This is a genomic window from Microbacterium sp. NPDC055683 (genome assembly GCF_053617895.1).
Window position 1 is genome coordinate 110,379 of record NZ_JBSHGQ010000005.1, and the last position, 15,855, is coordinate 126,233.

The 15,855-nt window shown below is 71.8% G+C and carries 16 protein-coding genes; 6 read left to right on the top strand and 10 right to left on the bottom strand.

Going from position 1 to position 15,855, the window contains the following annotated elements; genetic code table 11:
* Positions 1-165: 165 nt before the first annotated feature.
* Positions 166-1,155 (bottom strand): hypothetical protein, encoded by a 990-nt coding sequence (locus tag ACWGPF_RS03790; RefSeq protein WP_452331554.1) that lies wholly within the window; start codon positions 1,153-1,155, stop codon positions 166-168.
* A 2-nt stretch (positions 1,156-1,157) separates the two neighbouring features.
* The gene (locus ACWGPF_RS03795) at positions 1,158-2,999 is read right to left on the bottom strand and encodes a substrate-binding and vWA domain-containing protein (protein ID WP_452331555.1); all 1,842 of its coding nucleotides are present in this window, start codon (positions 2,997-2,999) and stop codon (positions 1,158-1,160) included.
* 37 nt (positions 3,000-3,036) lie between these two features.
* Here ACWGPF_RS03795 and ACWGPF_RS03800 point away from each other — a divergent pair, with 37 nt between their 5' ends.
* Both ACWGPF_RS03800 and ACWGPF_RS03805 read left to right on the top strand, forming a co-directional pair.
* The gene (locus ACWGPF_RS03800; RefSeq protein WP_452331556.1) at positions 3,037-3,930 is read left to right on the top strand and encodes a phosphoribosylaminoimidazolesuccinocarboxamide synthase; all 894 of its coding nucleotides are present in this window, start codon (positions 3,037-3,039) and stop codon (positions 3,928-3,930) included.
* A gap of 281 nt (positions 3,931-4,211) precedes the next feature.
* Complete coding sequence (locus ACWGPF_RS03805) at positions 4,212-5,567, top strand: uracil-xanthine permease family protein (protein ID WP_345437113.1); 1,356 nt, start codon at positions 4,212-4,214, stop codon at positions 5,565-5,567.
* A gap of 22 nt (positions 5,568-5,589) precedes the next feature.
* On the opposite strand, the gene ACWGPF_RS03810 is transcribed toward ACWGPF_RS03805, so the two are convergent.
* Positions 5,590-6,174, bottom strand: a complete 585-nt coding sequence (locus ACWGPF_RS03810; RefSeq protein WP_452331557.1) for a TetR/AcrR family transcriptional regulator — start codon at positions 6,172-6,174, stop codon at positions 5,590-5,592.
* 80 nt (positions 6,175-6,254) lie between these two features.
* Here ACWGPF_RS03810 and ACWGPF_RS03815 point away from each other — a divergent pair, with 80 nt between their 5' ends.
* Both ACWGPF_RS03815 and ACWGPF_RS03820 read left to right on the top strand, forming a co-directional pair.
* Positions 6,255-7,130 carry a DUF1266 domain-containing protein gene (locus tag ACWGPF_RS03815; protein WP_452331558.1) on the top strand — a complete coding sequence of 292 codons (876 nt, stop codon included), beginning with the start codon at positions 6,255-6,257 and terminating at the stop codon, positions 7,128-7,130.
* The gene (locus tag ACWGPF_RS03820; RefSeq protein WP_452331559.1) at positions 7,118-8,146 is read left to right on the top strand and encodes a hypothetical protein; all 1,029 of its coding nucleotides are present in this window, start codon (positions 7,118-7,120) and stop codon (positions 8,144-8,146) included. Before ACWGPF_RS03815 ends, ACWGPF_RS03820 begins: the two co-directional genes overlap by 13 nt.
* A 24-nt stretch (positions 8,147-8,170) precedes the next feature.
* Here the strand turns inward: ACWGPF_RS03820 and ACWGPF_RS03825 are convergent, their stop codons facing one another.
* Positions 8,171-8,593 (bottom strand): GNAT family N-acetyltransferase, encoded by a 423-nt coding sequence (locus ACWGPF_RS03825; RefSeq protein ID WP_452331560.1) that lies wholly within the window; start codon positions 8,591-8,593, stop codon positions 8,171-8,173.
* 36 nt (positions 8,594-8,629) lie between these two features.
* Between ACWGPF_RS03825 and ACWGPF_RS03830 the strand changes: the two genes are divergently transcribed.
* Positions 8,630-9,019: a VOC family protein gene (locus ACWGPF_RS03830; RefSeq protein ID WP_452331561.1), complete on the top strand. Its 390-nt coding sequence runs from the start codon at positions 8,630-8,632 to the stop codon at positions 9,017-9,019.
* 17 nt (positions 9,020-9,036) lie between these two features.
* Here the strand turns inward: ACWGPF_RS03830 and ACWGPF_RS03835 are convergent, their stop codons facing one another.
* The gene (locus ACWGPF_RS03835; RefSeq protein WP_452331562.1) at positions 9,037-9,384 is read right to left on the bottom strand and encodes a PLDc N-terminal domain-containing protein; all 348 of its coding nucleotides are present in this window, start codon (positions 9,382-9,384) and stop codon (positions 9,037-9,039) included.
* A gap of 64 nt (positions 9,385-9,448) precedes the next feature.
* On the opposite strand from ACWGPF_RS03835, the gene ACWGPF_RS03840 reads away from it, so the two are divergent.
* Positions 9,449-10,309, top strand: coding sequence for a VOC family protein (locus tag ACWGPF_RS03840; protein WP_452331563.1), 861 nt, complete (start codon positions 9,449-9,451; stop codon positions 10,307-10,309).
* On the opposite strand, the gene ACWGPF_RS03845 is transcribed toward ACWGPF_RS03840, so the two are convergent.
* From ACWGPF_RS03845 to ACWGPF_RS03865, 5 genes are all read right to left on the bottom strand, one after another.
* A complete protein-coding gene (locus ACWGPF_RS03845) occupies positions 10,310-10,879 on the bottom strand; it encodes a GNAT family N-acetyltransferase (RefSeq protein ID WP_452331564.1) in 570 nt (189 codons plus the stop codon).
* A 32-nt stretch (positions 10,880-10,911) separates the two neighbouring features.
* On the bottom strand, positions 10,912-11,946 hold the full coding sequence (locus ACWGPF_RS03850) for a LacI family DNA-binding transcriptional regulator (protein WP_452331565.1): 1,035 nt from the start codon (positions 11,944-11,946) through the stop codon (positions 10,912-10,914).
* Between the two features lie 390 nt (positions 11,947-12,336).
* Complete coding sequence (locus ACWGPF_RS03855) at positions 12,337-13,749, bottom strand: GH1 family beta-glucosidase (protein ID WP_452331566.1); 1,413 nt, start codon at positions 13,747-13,749, stop codon at positions 12,337-12,339.
* A complete protein-coding gene (locus ACWGPF_RS03860; protein ID WP_452331567.1) occupies positions 13,746-14,633 on the bottom strand; it encodes a carbohydrate ABC transporter permease in 888 nt (295 codons plus the stop codon). Before ACWGPF_RS03860 ends, ACWGPF_RS03855 begins: the two co-directional genes overlap by 4 nt.
* Positions 14,630-15,691 carry a carbohydrate ABC transporter permease gene (locus ACWGPF_RS03865; RefSeq protein WP_452331568.1) on the bottom strand — a complete coding sequence of 354 codons (1,062 nt, stop codon included), beginning with the start codon at positions 15,689-15,691 and terminating at the stop codon, positions 14,630-14,632. Before ACWGPF_RS03865 ends, ACWGPF_RS03860 begins: the two co-directional genes overlap by 4 nt.
* Between the last annotated feature and the right edge of the window lie 164 nt (positions 15,692-15,855).

Consider the following 15,855-nt stretch of genomic DNA (forward strand, 5'->3'; position numbering starts at 1 on the left):
ACGGCGGTTCCCGAACCCCCATCCGTGTGCCGAACGCACATCGGATTCAGCGCATTCGGGTGGCTTCTCGTCCAACGGATATCCGTTGGACGAGAAGCCAGCCGAATGTGTGAAAGGGGATGGGTTCTCGGCACCCGGATGGCCGCTCGCGAGGGCCGGGGCGGGTCAGCCCTCGCCGGAGCTGCGCTTGAACTCGCGCTCCCAGTCGCGCAGCTCGGCGCGGCCGACGAGCGAGTCCAGCGACACCTGGAAGAGGAGCCCCCTGCGGGCGTTCACCTGCTTGATGTTGTCGACGATCTGCGTCGACACGGCGGCGAGGGCGTCGCGCACCTCGGCGATGCGCTGGTCGGGGTCGTCCCACAGCTCGGGATGCACGATGAGGTCGAGCAGGTAGTCGCGCTCGAGCGCCGCCGAGAGCCGGGCGAGCTTGTCGGCGTACTCCCCCTCCGCCAGCACGACCTGATCGCGCCCCGCCTTCGCGTCGAGCCGGGCGAACAGCTGCTCGGTGTTCGAGACGAGGCCGTCGATCGCGAAGGTCGTCTCGGCTGCGACCCGGTTCCCTCCGAGCCGCGCGTAGTCCGCACGCAGCGCGCGCAGGCGGTCGAGGCGCGAGCGGATGGCAGCGGGCACCTGGCCGCGCGCCGTCGCAGACGACCGGCGACGACGTCTCACGAGCAGCGCGCCCGCGGTCACGGCCGCTGCGACGAGGACCACGCCCCCGATGACCGGCACGGGCCATCCGATGCCGCCGGAACCGCCCCCGTCGCCGGCCGGCAGCGCCTCGGCGATGCCCTGCACCGTCTCGACGAGCGCCGTCTGCGTGTCGGGGCCTGCCGCAGACTCCGCCTCGTTCGCGATGCGCAGCGCCTCGTCGCCGTCGATCGCGACGGAGTCGGCCTGCACGTCGGATCCCACCGCCAGGACGACCGTGTCGTAGCCCGCCTGGCGGGTGAGCGAGTCGAGCAGGTACGTCGCGTAGGGAGCGTCGAGGCCCGCGTCGGCGGGCAGCACGACGACGGCGATCGAGCCGTCCTGCGGCACGACCTGCGACATCGCGCTCTCGTAGTCGGCCGCACCCGGCACGTCCGGCGAGACGTAGACGCCGTCGCCCTGGATGCCCGCGACGGCATCGTCGACGTAGTCGGCCGCGCTCATCGTCAGAAGTTGTTGATGACGGAGGCGAACACGAGGTCGATGCGCTCCGCGTCGGAGGCGTCGAAGAGCTGCCCGCCCGTGGCGTCGGCGATGCGCTGCAGCGCCGTCTGGTCGGCGGCCTCGCTGTACGCGATCGGGAAGATGCGGACGAGCGTCTCGTCGCCTCCCTCCGTCGCGTCCTCGCCGATGCGGGCGATGAGCGAGTCGAGCGAGGTCGTGGAGTCGGTGTCCTCACCGTCGGAGAGGACGACGATCGCGTTGATGCGGCCGGGCTCCGCCCTGGCCGTCATCTCCTCGTAGGCGGTGAGGATCGAGTCGTACAGCGGCGTGCCGCTGCGCTGCGCGTACCGCAGATCGTCGAGCGAGGAGTCGAGCGACTCACGGTCGGATCCGAGCGCCGTGACGTCGCGGATGACCGTGAGGTTCTCGCCCGCCTCCGACGAGACGCCCGTCGTGAAGGCCCACACGCCGATCTCGTCGGTGGAGCGGAAATGGTCGAGCGTCGACTGCGCGCCTTCGATCGCCCCGTCGAGGCGCGACCGCCCGTCGCCGATCTCCTCGTCCATCGAGGCGGAGATGTCGATGAGCTCCATGACCGACGAGGGCTTGCGCACCTGCGTCCACTGGTCGATCGCGGTCGAGATGACCCCGACCTCGGGCTTCGGCAGCGTGACGGCGGGGAGCGCGGGGTCGACACCGTACTCGGCCGTGAAGAGGTCGCCGAGCGGCACGGACTCGTCGAGCGGGCGGAACCCGTACTCGGGCAGGATGGCCTGCGCCGCCGACGTCTGCAGGAATGCCGCGAACGCCTCTCCCGCGACGCGCTGCTCGTCGGTGACCCAGTCGGCGCCGAGCACCGTGACGGGGTTGTCCGACCACATCGACCCGCCCGCGGGGTAGATCGCGACGAGCTTCGTCTTCGGCGGCGTGAGGGTCTCGCCGGGCTGCACGGTGTGCGAGTCGGGGTTGCCCTGGTTGTAGTTGAGGAGCGACGTCTCCTCGAGGGCGACCGCCGAGACGTAGCCGGATCCGCTCGCGCCGTTCTGCGTCTCGTCGTACAGGGTCGACAGGACGTTGCCCGTCGTGTCGCCGTAGTGGATGACGCACTCCTCGAAGACGCGCGAGAACTCCGCCGCCGCGTCGACGTCGGCCGCCGTGAGCCCCTCCGTCTTGCCCGCCGCCTCGTACGACTGCATGAGGATGGCCGACAGGCCGGTCGTGGAGGTGTTCGGGTTGGTCTTCGAGATCTTGAACGAGCCCCACACGTCCTTGCCGACGCTGCCCCAGCCGTCGGGGTCCTGGCAGAGCTCGGCGAAGTCGCTGATGCTGGGCTGCACGTCGGGCCAGCCGAGGGCCTCGGCCATGGGCTGCGGCATGCCGAACACGACCGGCGTGCGCGTGAACGACGCCGGCTCGCCGACGAGGTTCGCCGACGCGGCGGCCGCGACGCGGTCGGTCCACACCGTGGACGCCGGCGACCACAGCGTGGGCCACAGCGACTCGTCGGATGTCGGCCAGTCCTCGCCCGCGGTGAGGTAGCGGGCGGCGTTGCCCGACGAGACGTTGATGGGGCGCACGGTGGCGCACGTGTCGAGCCCCTCGTGCTCCGGCGACTCCTTGAACGCCTCGGCGAGCGCGTCGAGCATGTTGACCTTCTCGGACGACGTGGCGATCGTGACGTGGGTGCACCCGTCATCGGGGAAGCCCTGTCCCCCGTCAGCCGTCGTGCCGCTGTCTCCGCCTCCCGTGCACGCGGCGAGCGCGAGCCCCGAGGCGGTCGCGAGCGCGACGGCGGCGATGCCGCGACGGGCGGTGGACCGGTGGCGAGCGCTGCGGGCGTCCATGCCGCCAGACTACCGACATGCCTGAGATGATGGTCGGGTGAGCGACGCCCTCGACATCCCCGGCTGGAAGCACGTCTACTCCGGCAAGGTCCGCGACCTGTACGTGCCGGCCGAGACCCCCGACGGCGCGGAGGCCTCGCGCATGCTCGTCGTGGCGAGCGACCGGGTGAGCGCGTTCGACGTCGTGCTCTCCCCCGGCATCCCCGGCAAGGGCGAGCTGCTCACGACCCTCAGCCTGTGGTGGTTCGACCAGCTCGCGGGCGCCGACGGCGGCGAGGCCGTGCCGAACCACCTCGCGGACGAGCCTCTCCCGGGGCAGGTCGAGGGGCGCGCCATGATCGTGCGCTCGCTCGACATGCTGCCCGTCGAGTGCGTCGTGCGGGGCTACCTGACGGGGTCGGGATGGTCCGAGTACGTCGAGCACGGCACGGTGTGCGGCATCTCGCTGCCCGCCGGCCTGCGCAACGGCGACCGCCTCCCCGAGCCGATCTACACCCCCGCGTACAAGGCGCCGCTCGGCGAGCACGACGAGAACATCACGTACGCGCAGACGATCGACCTCGTCGGCGCCGACCGCGCGGCTCAGCTGCGCGACCGCTCCCTCGAGATCTACCGGCGCGCGGCGGCGACGGCCGAGGCGAAGGGGCTCATCCTCGCCGACACGAAGTTCGAGTTCGGCGTCGACGACGACGACGTGCTGCGCCTCGCCGACGAGGTGCTGACGAGCGATTCGTCGCGCTACTGGGATGCCGAGGCCTGGCAGACCGGCGCGACCCCGGCCGAGCGCATGGCGAGCTTCGACAAGCAGATCGTCCGCGACTGGCTCGCGGCGCACTGGGACAAGCAGGGCGAGCCCCCGGCTCTCCCCGCCGAGATCGTCGAGCGCACCGTGGCGCGGTACCGCGAGCTCCTCGAGCGGCTGACCGCCTGACGGCGCCGTGACGGCCTGAGCCGTCCCGCGGCCCGGCGTGCCCCGCGGGCCTGGCGCCCCGCGGCCTGGCGCCCCCGCGGCCTGGCGTCCCACGCGGCCCGGCGTCTCGTGCACCCCGCGGTCCCGCCGGCGCGGTCCCGCGGTCGCGTCATACCCCGGCAACGCGGGACGCGCTAGCGTGTCCCGAGGCCATCCGGCCCGTGCACCCGCGCCCCGCACCATCCGCCCGCGCCCCGCCTCATCCGCCCGCGCCGACCCGGCGCCCACCCGAAGGAGACCCCATGCCTCTGTGGACCGTGCACGGCGACGGCCGCACCGTCGCCCCCGGCGCCGTCGTCGGACCGACCGAACGGCTCGGATGGCCGGCGACCGTCGCGATGGGCGTGCAGCACGTCGTCGCGATGTTCGGGGCGACGTTCCTCGTACCGACGCTCACGGGCTTCCCCGTGTCGACGACGCTGCTCTTCAGCGGTCTCGGCACGCTCGTCTTCCTGCTCATCACGAAGAACCAGCTGCCGAGCTACCTGGGCTCGTCGTTCGCGTTCATCGCGCCCATCACGGCCGCCGTCGCCGCGGGCGGCACGGGCTCGGCCCTCGCCGGCGTCGTCGCCGTCGGCCTCCTCCTCGCCCTCGTCGGCGTCGTCGTGCAGGTCGCCGGCCTCGGCTGGGTCGACGCGCTCATGCCGCCCGTCGTGGCAGGGGCGATCGTCGCGCTCATCGGCTTCAACCTCGCGCCGACGGCATGGGGCAACTTCCAGGCCGACCCCGTCACCGCGACCATCACGCTCGTCGCGATCATCCTCTTCGCGGTGCTGTTCCGCGGCTTCCTCGGGCGCATCTCGATCTTCCTCGGCGTCGTCGTGGGGTACGTCTACGCCGCGGTCACGGGCTCGTTCGACGTGCCGAACGCGCTGCGCGGCGGCCGGACGCCCTCCGAGCTCATCGCGGAGGCGCCGTGGATCGGGCTGCCCGAGTTCCACCTGCCCGACTTCGTCTCGCCCGGCACGTGGACGACGATCGCGATGTTCCTGCCCGTCGTGCTCGTGCTCGTCGCCGAGAACGTCGGACACGTGCGCGGCGTGGCGACGATGACCGACGCCTCGGTCAACCGCCACACGGGCCGCGCGCTCATCGCCGACGGCGTCGCCACGACCCTCGCCGGCGGCTTCGGCGGCTCGGGGACGACGACCTACGGCGAGAACATCGGCGTCATGGCCGCGACGCGCGTCTACTCGACGGCCGTGTACTGGGTGGCGGGGCTCGTCGCCATCCTGCTCGCGTTCTCGCCCAAGGTGGGCGAGGTGTTCAACTCCATCCCCGCCGGCGTGCTGGGCGGCGCCACGACCGCGCTGTACGGCCTCATCGGCATCATCGGCATCAAGATCTGGGTCGACAACCGCGTCGACTTCTCGCGCCCCGTCAACCAGTACACGGCGGCCGTCGCGCTCGTGATCGGCATCGCCGGGTTCTCGATGCAGCTGGGCGACTTCGCGTTCGGCGGGATCGTGCTCGGCACGGTCGCCGCGCTCGTCATCTACCACGTCGGCAACCTCATCGCCCGTGCCCGCAGGACGGGCGCGGACGACGGCGGGCCCATCCCCGCGGTCGGCCAGATCGGCGGCGACCCTCAGGAGTGATCCTCCTCGCTGAGCGCGCGCGTCAGCCGTCCAGGCCGTAGCGCGCGAGCACCCAGCGGCGGGCGGCGGCGATCGGGAACGCGTCGCCACCCGTCGCCGACTTCACGACGACGCCCTCGAGCGTCGTGCGCAGCATGACCTCCTCGAGGGCGGGATCGGCCGCCCCCCGCTCGCGGAAGATCTCCCGCACCGCGTCCTCCGCTGCCGTGACGGCGGCGGCGTTGCGCTCGGCCGCCTCGACGAAGAACGGCCGCTGCGTCGGGTCCTGCTGCATCGCGAGGACGGCGCGGTGCAGCGTCATGTTCTCCGCCGCAGCCTGCAGCGAGCTGTCGACGATGCCGCGAAGCCTGTCGTCGGCCGTCCCGGGACGTGCCTCGGGGAACGACACCATGAGCGAGAACCAGCGATCCACGAGCTCCGCGACGAGGCGGTCCTTGCTGCCGAAGTGGTAGTTGACGAGGCCCTGCGCGACACCGGCGCTCCGCGTGATGTCGGCCACGGTCGCACCGTGCACGCCGCGCTCCGCGAAGAGGTGCGTCGCCGCGTCGAGGAGCGCCTCTCTCGCGCGCTCGCGCGCGAGGCGGTTCTGCTCATCCGAGCGCGCCATCCGCAGCCTCCTTCTCCTCGGGCGGGCGGTCCGCTATACATTAATCACTGAACATTCGTTCAATTCTCAGAGGGGACCTCATGCTGCGCTCTGCCCGCGTGGATGTCAACGATCTCGGCTCGATCATCGGCTGGCTCGCCGGCCAGTGGTGGACCTGGGCCGTGATCGGCGTCATCGTGCTCATCGTCGTCGTGCTGTGGCTGCTGCCTGACGCGAAGGTGAAGCCGTCGGACACGTACCCGACGACGGGAGCCGAGGCGAACGAGATCGCGCTGGGGTTCCTGCAGATCCACAACCTTCCCTCCGGCCCCTGGAACGACCCCACGGCGTCGGGGCTCACCGACCGCGAGCGGAAGCAGCTCGTCGACCAGTGGGGCATCCACTCGCGCGACGACTGGCTCGCGAACATCGAGCGGCTCGTCGGAGACCGGCGCCGGCGCGACCTGTGGGTGAGCCTGCTCGGCGTGCGCGCCGAGCTCGCCCGGTCGCTCGGGCGCCCGCCCCGGGCGAAGGAGTGGGTGGCCGGCATCATCGAGGCCGGCGGCGACAAGCGCACGGCGAAGACCTTCGTGGCCGCGGTCGAGTCGATCGAGCACGAGACCCGCAAGACCGCGGGCAAGGGCGCCGTGCCCGCCGATGTCATCGCGACCTCCTTCGACGGCTACGCGTTCGGCCAGGCCGTCGCCCTCACGACGTGGGGCGTGCACATGGGGTACGGCGACGTCGACGAGGCGCGCACGATCATCCGCCGTGTCAACGACGCGGCGCGGCCCGCGTTCGGGTCGTGGGCGGAGTTCGGCCTGAGCTACACCGTCGGCCGCGTCATGCACTGGAGCGACGGCAACCTCACCGACAAGACGTTCGAGAAGCTCGGCAGCTCGACGGCGCTCGACCTCGGTGCGGCGCTCTCGGAGAAGCGCGAGGGACCGTGGGCGACCCTGGCGTGGACGCGGTAGCGGTCGACCTCGACCCGCTCCGCCGGCCGGCGGGGCTCCGCGACATCGGCGCCTACGAGCGGCTGTGCGGCATCCCCTGGTACCGCCGCCTGGCGGCCGTCGCGACGGGGATGGCCGCCGCGACCGTCGCCGTCGCAGCCGGCGTGTGGGCGGCGTCCGTCTCGGGGCTCCTCGCGCAGGCTCCCGTCATCGCGGTCGTCGTCGTGGGCTACGCCGCGCTCGGCGCGTGGGCGTTCATCTGGTGGGCGACGGAGCTCGGCCGGCGCGTGAAGCTCGCCTCCTTCGCGTGGGCGAACGGATGGGCGTACGCCGACGTGCTCGAGCACACGCGCCGTCCGGGCTCGGCGTTCACCCGCGTCCTGCGGGGGCGCGAGCGCGCCGTGGTGGCGAGCGACGACCCGCGGCTGCCGTTCGAGCTCGGGCGTCACTTCTCGCTGCCTCGCGGACGCGACGAGGCGGCGACGGTGCAGCGCCCGTTCGCCTTCGTCGAGCTGCCCCTGCCGCGCCGCGTGCCGAACATCGTGCTGCGCAACCGCGGGCGCAGCATCATCCCGTCGCTCGGGTTCGGTCTCGGGAACGCCCGGCTCGAGCTCGAAGGGGGATTCGCGAAGCGCTTCCTCCTGTTCGCGCCGGAGGGGTATCAGGAGGACGCGCTCTACATCTTCACGCCCGATCTCATGGCACGGGTGCTCGATCTCGGCTCGTCCGCGGAGATCGAGCTGTCGGGCGACCGGCTCTTCGTCTACCTGCCGCACCGCACGCGGTTCGACCGCCCCGACACGATGGCGGCCGTGCTCGTGCTCGCGGAGGAGCTGCACCGCCGGTTCGCGGCGCGCACCGAGCGGTACCGCGACGACCGCGCGACGCCGGGCGGGCCATCCGTCGCCCTCCGCGGCCAGCGGCTCGCCGGCGGCGGCGTTCCTCTCGCCGGCATCGCGGCGACGGCCGGCGTCGTGCTGCTGTCGACGGCCGTCACGTGGTTCGGGGTGTGGGGCGCGCCGCTGCTGTTCGGCTGACGGGCCGGGGCGGGACGAGACCGTTCAACCCCGGGGACGCAGCATCCAGTTCTCCGGGGGTTCCACCGGCGCCCAGCCGTTTCGGGAGTAGAGCGCGTGCGCGTCCCGCGTGATGAGCAGCGAGCGTCGCACGCCGAGGGCGTCGAGCTGGGCGGCGATCGCCGCGACGAGGGCCTTCCCGATGCCCTGCCCCCTGACCTCCGGCGAGACGACGACGTCGGCGAGCCATCCGAACGTGACGCCGTCCGTGATGACGCGTGCGAACGCGACCTGGCCGTCGTCCGCGCGGCGGTAGACGCCGAAGCAGCGGGACGCGGCGTTCGCGGCGTCCTGATCGGCTCGCGAACGCCCCTCCGCCCAGTAGGCGTGGTCGCGCAGGGTCGTGTGCACCCAGTCGCCGTCGATGCGCGCCGGGTCGGGTGAGAACTCGTAGCGGTCGGTGTCCACCTGTCCAGTGTCGCGCCCGCGTGCTTGGATGGCGTCATGGCCGGCCTGCATCACGTCGAGATCTGGGTGGCGGACGCGGAGACCGCCCGCGAGGAGTGGGGGTGGCTGCTCGAGCGCCTCGGATGGTCGCTCGACAGCACGTGGGAGGGCGGCTTCACGTTCGCCGCCGACGGGGCATACCTCACCTTCACGGAGTCGCCCAACCTCGTGGGGCACGTGCACGACCGCCGGCGGCCGGGCCTCAACCACCTCGCCTTCGAGGGCGGCACGACGGACGACGTCGACGGCGTGATCGCCGCGGCCACCGCGCACGGGTGGACCCCGCTGTACTCGGAGCGCTATCCGCACGCGGGCGGCCCCGATCACTACGCCGGATGGATCGCGAGCCCGGGAGGCTTCAAGGCCGAGATCGTCGCGACGGGCTGAGGCGACGGGCGGAAGCCTCAGGCCTCGCCGCGCTCGCGCTTGCGGCGAGCGATCTCGGCGCGCAGGCGCTCCGCCTCGATCTCGCGGTCGAGATCGGCGAGCTGCTGCTCGGTCGTGCGCGTGTCGACGGGCTTCGGCACGAACGGCGCAGCCGGATAGCCGGTGGACGCCGGCCGCGGAGCGCGCTCGGAGTACTCGCGCCCGATCGCCCACCACAGGATCCCTCCCAGCAGCGGGATGAGGATCGCGATGAGCACCCAGCCGAACTTCGGCAGGTGCTTCACCTGCCCATCCTCGCGCGTGATGATGTCGATGAGCGTCACGACCGAGAACGCGAGCATGGCGAGCGAGATGAGCACCGGCATGCGATTCACGGTAGCGCGGCGCTCACAGGGAATCGATAGGAGATCGGTTTCGTTGAAACTTCACATGACTGCTCCGACCCTCGCTCCCGACACCTCGATGGGCGCCGTCACGCTGCGCGTCGGCGACCTCGACGACATGACCCGCTTCTACCGCGACGTCATCACCCTCCACGTGCTGTCGGCCGACGGCGATCGCGTCGTCCTGGGCCGCCGCGGTCGCGCCGTCGTCGTCCTGGAGCACGCGCCCGAGCTCCGCCACGCGCTCCCCGGCGCGGCAGGGCTCTTCCACACGGCCATCCTCTTCGAGACGCAGGCGGCACTCGCGGCGGCGCTGCACTCGGTCGCCCTGCGCGCCCCGCACACCTTCACGGGCAGCGCCGACCACCTCGTCAGCCAGGCCTTCTACCTGACCGACCCCGAGGGCAACGGCGTCGAGCTCTACTGGGACCGCGCCCGCTCGCAGTGGTCGTGGACCCACGGCCAGATCGAGATGGCATCGCTCTTCCTCGACCCGAACGCGTTCCTGCACGACCACCTCGCGGACGACGAGGATGCCGGCCGTGACGCGGCGGCCGTCGTCGGCCATGTGCACCTCTCCGTCGGCGATACCGCGACCGCGCGAGCCTTCTACGTCGACCGCCTCGGCTTCGACCAGACGGCCGCGCTCGGCGGTCAGGCACTGTTCGTGAGCGCGGGCGGGTACCACCATCACATGGCGATGAACGTCTGGAACTCACGCGGCGCCGGCCCGCGGATGCCCGCGCTCGGCCTGGGCCGCGTCGACCTCGCGCTGCCCGACGCCGACGCCCTGGGCGCCCTCAGGGAGCGGCTCGACCACTTCGGGACGCCCGTGCGCGACGACGGGCGCACCCTCGAGTTCGACGACCCGTGGCTCAACCTGCTGCGTGCCGAGGTCGCCGCCTGATCAGAGCTCGCGCCGCATCAGCACGCGCGGGATGCCGCCCGACACCGACGACGTGTCGGAGACCTTCACGAATCCCGCCTCCTCGAACAGCGACCGGAAGCCGACGAACGCCATCGTGAGGTCGACCTTCGCGCCGCGATTGTCGACGGGGTAGCCCTCGACCGCCTCGGCTCCGCGCTCCCGCGCGAACGCGACCGCTCCATCCAGCAGGGGGCGAAGGATGCCCCTGCCGCGGAACCCCGGACGCACCCTTAGGCACCACACCGCCCACGGATCGGGGCCGTCGACCCGCGGGATCGTGCGACTGCGGGCGAACTGCGTGTCGGCGCGCGGCGCGACGCCGGCCCATCCGACCGGCTCGACGCCGTCGTACGCGAGCACACCGGGCGGGATCGCCGATCGGCACATCGCCTCGACGAGTGCCGCGCGCTCTGGCCCGCGCAGCGCCGTGTTGCGGGACGCCGGCAGCCGGTGGCTGAGGCACCAGCACACGTTGGCGTCCGGCCGTCTGGGGCCGACCAGCGCCGTCACATCGGCGAAATCCGTCGCCGCCCGCACCTCGATGGCCATGCCGACAGGATGCCCGCAGCCACGGACATCCGCTACGCGCTGTCGCGCACCACGAGCTCTGCGGGGAGGATCGTCACGCGCGGCGGCGTGCGCCCGGCGAGGCGCGCGAGCAGGACGTCCGCCATCGCCTCCCCCTGCTCGAGCGAGGGCTGGCGGATGGTCGTGAGCGGGGGCGACACGCTCGTCGCGACGGGCGAGTCGTCGAAGCCGATGATCGCGAGGTCGTGAGGCACCCGCCGCCCCGTGCGCGCGAGGACCTCGAGGGCGCCGCGTGCCATCAGGTCGCTCGCCACGAACAGCGCATCGGGCCAGGGCTCCTCCCCCGCCTCCACGCGCGCGACGATGCGGCGCATGGCGGCGGCTCCGCCCACCGACGTGAAGTCGCCGTCGGCCACAGGCCCCGGTGCGATGCCCGCCTCGGCGAGCGCATCGCGGAATCCCGTCAGACGGTCGACGCCCGCGGGCATGTCGGGCGGCCCCGTGATGGTGCCGATGCGGCGGTGCCCGCGGCTCAGGAGGTACTCGGTCGCGACGCGCCCTGCGGCGACGTTGTCGACGTCGACGAAGTAGTCGTCGACGCGCTCACGCGCCGGCCGACCGCCGAAGACCACCGGCACCGACGCCGAGATGCGGTCGATGTAGGTGTCGCTCGTGTGATGCGAGACGACGAGCGCACCGTCGACGTTGCCGCCCGCGAGGAACGTCGACGCCTTGTCGCCCGGATCATCCGACGCGATGATGAGGTTCAGCATGTGGTCGGATCGCGACAGCCGACGGTTGATGCCCGTCACGATCGCCGCGAAGAACGGATCGCCGAAGAACCGCGTGGTGTCCTCCGGCACGACGAGCGCGATCGCCTGCGTCTGCCGGCTCGCGAGCGAGCGGGCGGCGCGGTTGGGCACGTAGCGCAGCTCGGCGATCGCCCGCTGCACGGACTCGAGTGCCTCGGGGCTCACCCGGTCGCCGCCGTTGACGACGCGCGACACGGTCGACCGCGACACGCCTGCGCGCGCGGCGACCTGCTCCAGCGTTGCCGGGCTTCGCCCCGCGACGGCATCCGCGCTCATCGGCAGGCTCCTTCTCCTCGTGCCGACATCATCTCGCATCCCGCTGCGCGGTGTGGCGCGATCGCCGCGGCGGGGCGGGGCGGGGCCGCACCCGCGCTGGTGTCGCCACGCACCGACCTCGACCTCGACCTCGACCTGCACCAGCGTCGCCGCGAAACGCGGCGAAACCCGCCCCAGTCGCCGCGAAACGCGGCAGCACCCCGAGCCACCGACCTCAACCCCCACCACTACCGCCCCGAAACGCGGCGAAACCCACCCCCGTCGCCCCGAAACGGGGCAATACCCCGAGCCACCGACCTCAACCCCCACCACTACCGCCCCGAAACGCGACGAAACCCACCCCCGTCGCCCCGAAACGCGGCAACACCCGAGCCGGACACCCCGGTCCGCTCAGACCGCCCGCGCCGCGATGATCTGCGCGTACGCCCTTCCCGACTCCTTCACGGTGCGCCGCTGCGTCGCATAGTCGACGTGCACGATCCCGAACCGCTTCGCATAGCCCCACGCCCACTCGTAATTGTCGAGCAGAGACCAGTAGAAGTAGCCGCGCACGTCGACCCCCTCGTCGAGGGCGTCGCGGATGGCCGCGATGTGGTCGCGCACGAACGCCACGCGCTGGGCGTCGGCGACCGCGCCGTCCACGAGCGCGTCGTCACCCGCCGCGCCGTTCTCCGTGACGTACAGCGGCGTCGCTCCGGCGTACTCGTCGGCGACGCGCCGCAGCAGACGCGTGAGCCCCGCCGGCTCGATCTCCCACCCCATGTTCGTCCGCTCGAGCCCGCGCTCGTGCCAGTGGATGGCATCGTGCGAAGGGTACGGCGAGAGGATGACGCGGTCGGTGGGGGCGTCCCCGCCCGGAACGGGGACGGGGGACGGCCGGCCCGAGACGTACTCGCCGTGGTAGTAGTTCACACCGAGGAACTCCAGCGGCGTGGAGATCGTCGCGAGATCGCCGTCGCGCACCGCGCCTTCGAACGCGGCGACCGCTTCGGCGTCGACGGCGCGGATGTCCTCCACGATGTCGCCGGGGTACGTCGCGCGGAACACGGGATCGAGGAACCACCGGTTGAACTGGCCGTCGATGCGCCGCGCGGCGTCGACGTCGGCGGAGTCGTCGGGGTCGACCGCCTCGGCGTTCGTGAGGTTCAGCGTGAGCCCGAGCTCCTGCGCTCCCCGCCCGCGCAGCTCCTGCACGGCGCTGCCGTGCGCGAGCAGCAGGTGATGCGCGGCGAGGAGGCCATCGCGCACGCTCTGCCGACCCGGCGCGTGGGCGCCGGCGGTGTAGGAGAGGAACGACGAGCACCACGGCTCGTTGAGCGTCGTCCACTGCGTCACCCGGTCACCGAGGGCGTCGTGCATCGTGCCGGCGTACTCGACGAAGCGCTCCACGGTGTCGCGCGAGGTCCATCCGCCCTTCTCCTCGAGCGCCTGCGGCAGGTCCCAGTGGTACAGCGTCAGCCACGGCAGGATGCCCGCATCGAGCAGCTCGTCGACGAGCCGGCTGTAGAAGTCGATGCCCTTCCGGTTGACGGCGCCGCCGTCGGGCCGCACCCGCGACCACGAGGTCGAGAAGCGGTACGTCTGGATCCCGAGCCCCTTCATGAGCGCGACGTCGTCGGCGTACCGGTGATAGTGATCGCACGCCACGTCGCCCGTGTCGCCGTCGATGACGGCGCCGGGGACGCGCGCGAAGGCATCCCAGATCGACGCGGTGCGGCCGTCCTCGAAGGCGGCGCCCTCGATCTGGTACGCGGCCGTCGCGGCGCCGAAGAGGAATCCGTCGGGGAAGGCGCGCGCGGTCATCCCTTCACCGCCCCGGCCATGATGCCGCTCACGAGCTGCTTGCCGGCCACGGCGAAGAGCAGCAGCAGGGGAAGGGTCGCCAGCACGACGCCGGCGAGCACGATCGAGTAGTCGACGAAGTAGTTCGACTGCAGCAGCGACAGGGCGACGGGCAGGGTCGGGTTCTGCCGGTCGAGCACGATGAACGGCCAGAAGAAGTTGTTCCACGCCGTCACGAAGGTGAACAGGAACAGCATCGCCGCGGCAGGGCGCGCAGCCGTGACCCCGACCGTCCAGAACGTGCGGATCATGGACGCCCCGTCCATCCGCGCGGCCTCGATGAGCTCGTCGGGGACGGCCTGCTGCAGGTACTGCGTCATCCAGAACACCCCGAACGCGCTCGTCAGGGCCGGGACGATGATCGCGCCGATCTGCCCGGTCCATCCGATCTCGCCGAACAGGATGTAGAGCGGCACGACGCCGAGCTGCTGCGGCACCGCCATCGTCGCCACGACGAAGGAGAGCAGCACCTTTCCGCCGCGGAAGCGCAGCTTCGCGAACGCCCACCCGGCGAGGGTGGAGAACACGACGACGCTCACCGCGATGACGGTCGAGCTCCACACCGAGTTCCACAGGGCGAGCCAGAAGTTCACGGCGGGGTCGTTCACGACGCTGAGCGCGTTCGCGATGAAGTTCCCGCCGGGGATCCACGAGCGTGCGGGATCGCGCAGGGTCGACGAGTCGCCGGACCCGATGAGGAACGAGAAGTACAGCGGGAAGAGGCTGGCGACCAGAACGACGGCGAGGCCGGCGTAGACCCAGAGGCCCGGCCGTGCGCCGCGGATGCGGGTCGTCCGCAGGCGCCTCGGCGCGTCCTTCAGGACGACGGCGGATGTGGCGGTCATCGGCGGGCCTCCGTTGCCTGGGTGCGGGTGCGCTGGACACGGGCTCGCTGGATCGCTCGTCGTTCGCGGCGCGAGACGGGCGCCCCGCGCGAGCCCTCGTCGCGCACGAGCGAGCGGGTGACGAGCAGGTTGATGAGGCCGATGGCCAGGATGATGAGGAACAGGATCCACGCCATGGCGGCGGCGCGGCCGAAGTTCCACTCGCCCCACCCGATGTCGTACAGGTAGAGGGTGATCGTGAGCCACTGCTGCGCCGAGCCGCCGCGGCCGAACTGGTCGAACATGCGGGGCTCGTCGAAGATCTGCAAGCCGCCGATCGTCGAGGTGATGACGACGAAGATGAGCGTCGGCTTGAGCGACGGCAGCGTGATGCTCAGGAACTGCCGGAAGGCGCCGGCGCCGTCGACCGTTGCCGCCTCGTAGTAGTCGCGCGGGATGGCCTGCATGGCGGCGAGCAGGATGAGGGCGTTGTAGCCCGTCCACCGGTAGTTGACCATCGTCGCGATCGCGACATGGCTCCAGAACGGCTCGACGTGCCAGGGGATGGCGCCGATGCCGACGGCGGTGAGGAAGCCGTTGATCGCGCCGGACTTGTCGGCGAACAGGGCGTTGAAGATGAGCCCGACCGCGACGGGCGCGACGACGTAGGGCAGCAGGGCGCTCATGCGCCAGAAGGTCTTGGCGCGGATGTGCCGGTCGAGCATCGCGGCGATGAAGAGCGCGAGCACGAGCTGCGGCACGCTCGAGAGCAGGAAGATGCTGAAGGTGTTGCCGAGCGCCGTCCAGAACTTCGGCTGGGAGAGGATCCAGGCGTACTGGTCGAAGCCGACGAACTCTCCCGAGCGGCGCACCTGATCCCAGTCCATGAAAGAGATCACGCCCGTGTAGACGATGGGGAACAGGCCGACGATCGCGAACAGCAGGAAGAACGGCGAGATGTAGAGGTAGGGCGAGATCCTCACGTCCCAGCGGCTGAGCCGCTGCGAGAACGAGAGCACTCGGATGGGCCGCTCCGGCGGCGATTCGGCGCGCGTCGGGCGAGTGGCGGTGACGGTCACGGCGTTCCCTCGATGTGGATGGTCGGTGGGCGAGGCGGGGTGGGGGGGGGGGGGGCCGCCCCCCCCCCCCCCGGCGGGACGGCGGGACCCACCCGCCCCCCCCGGGCCACCGGGGGGGGGTGAGGACGAGGCCCGCAAAGACACCCCCCACACCGGGGCGGCCT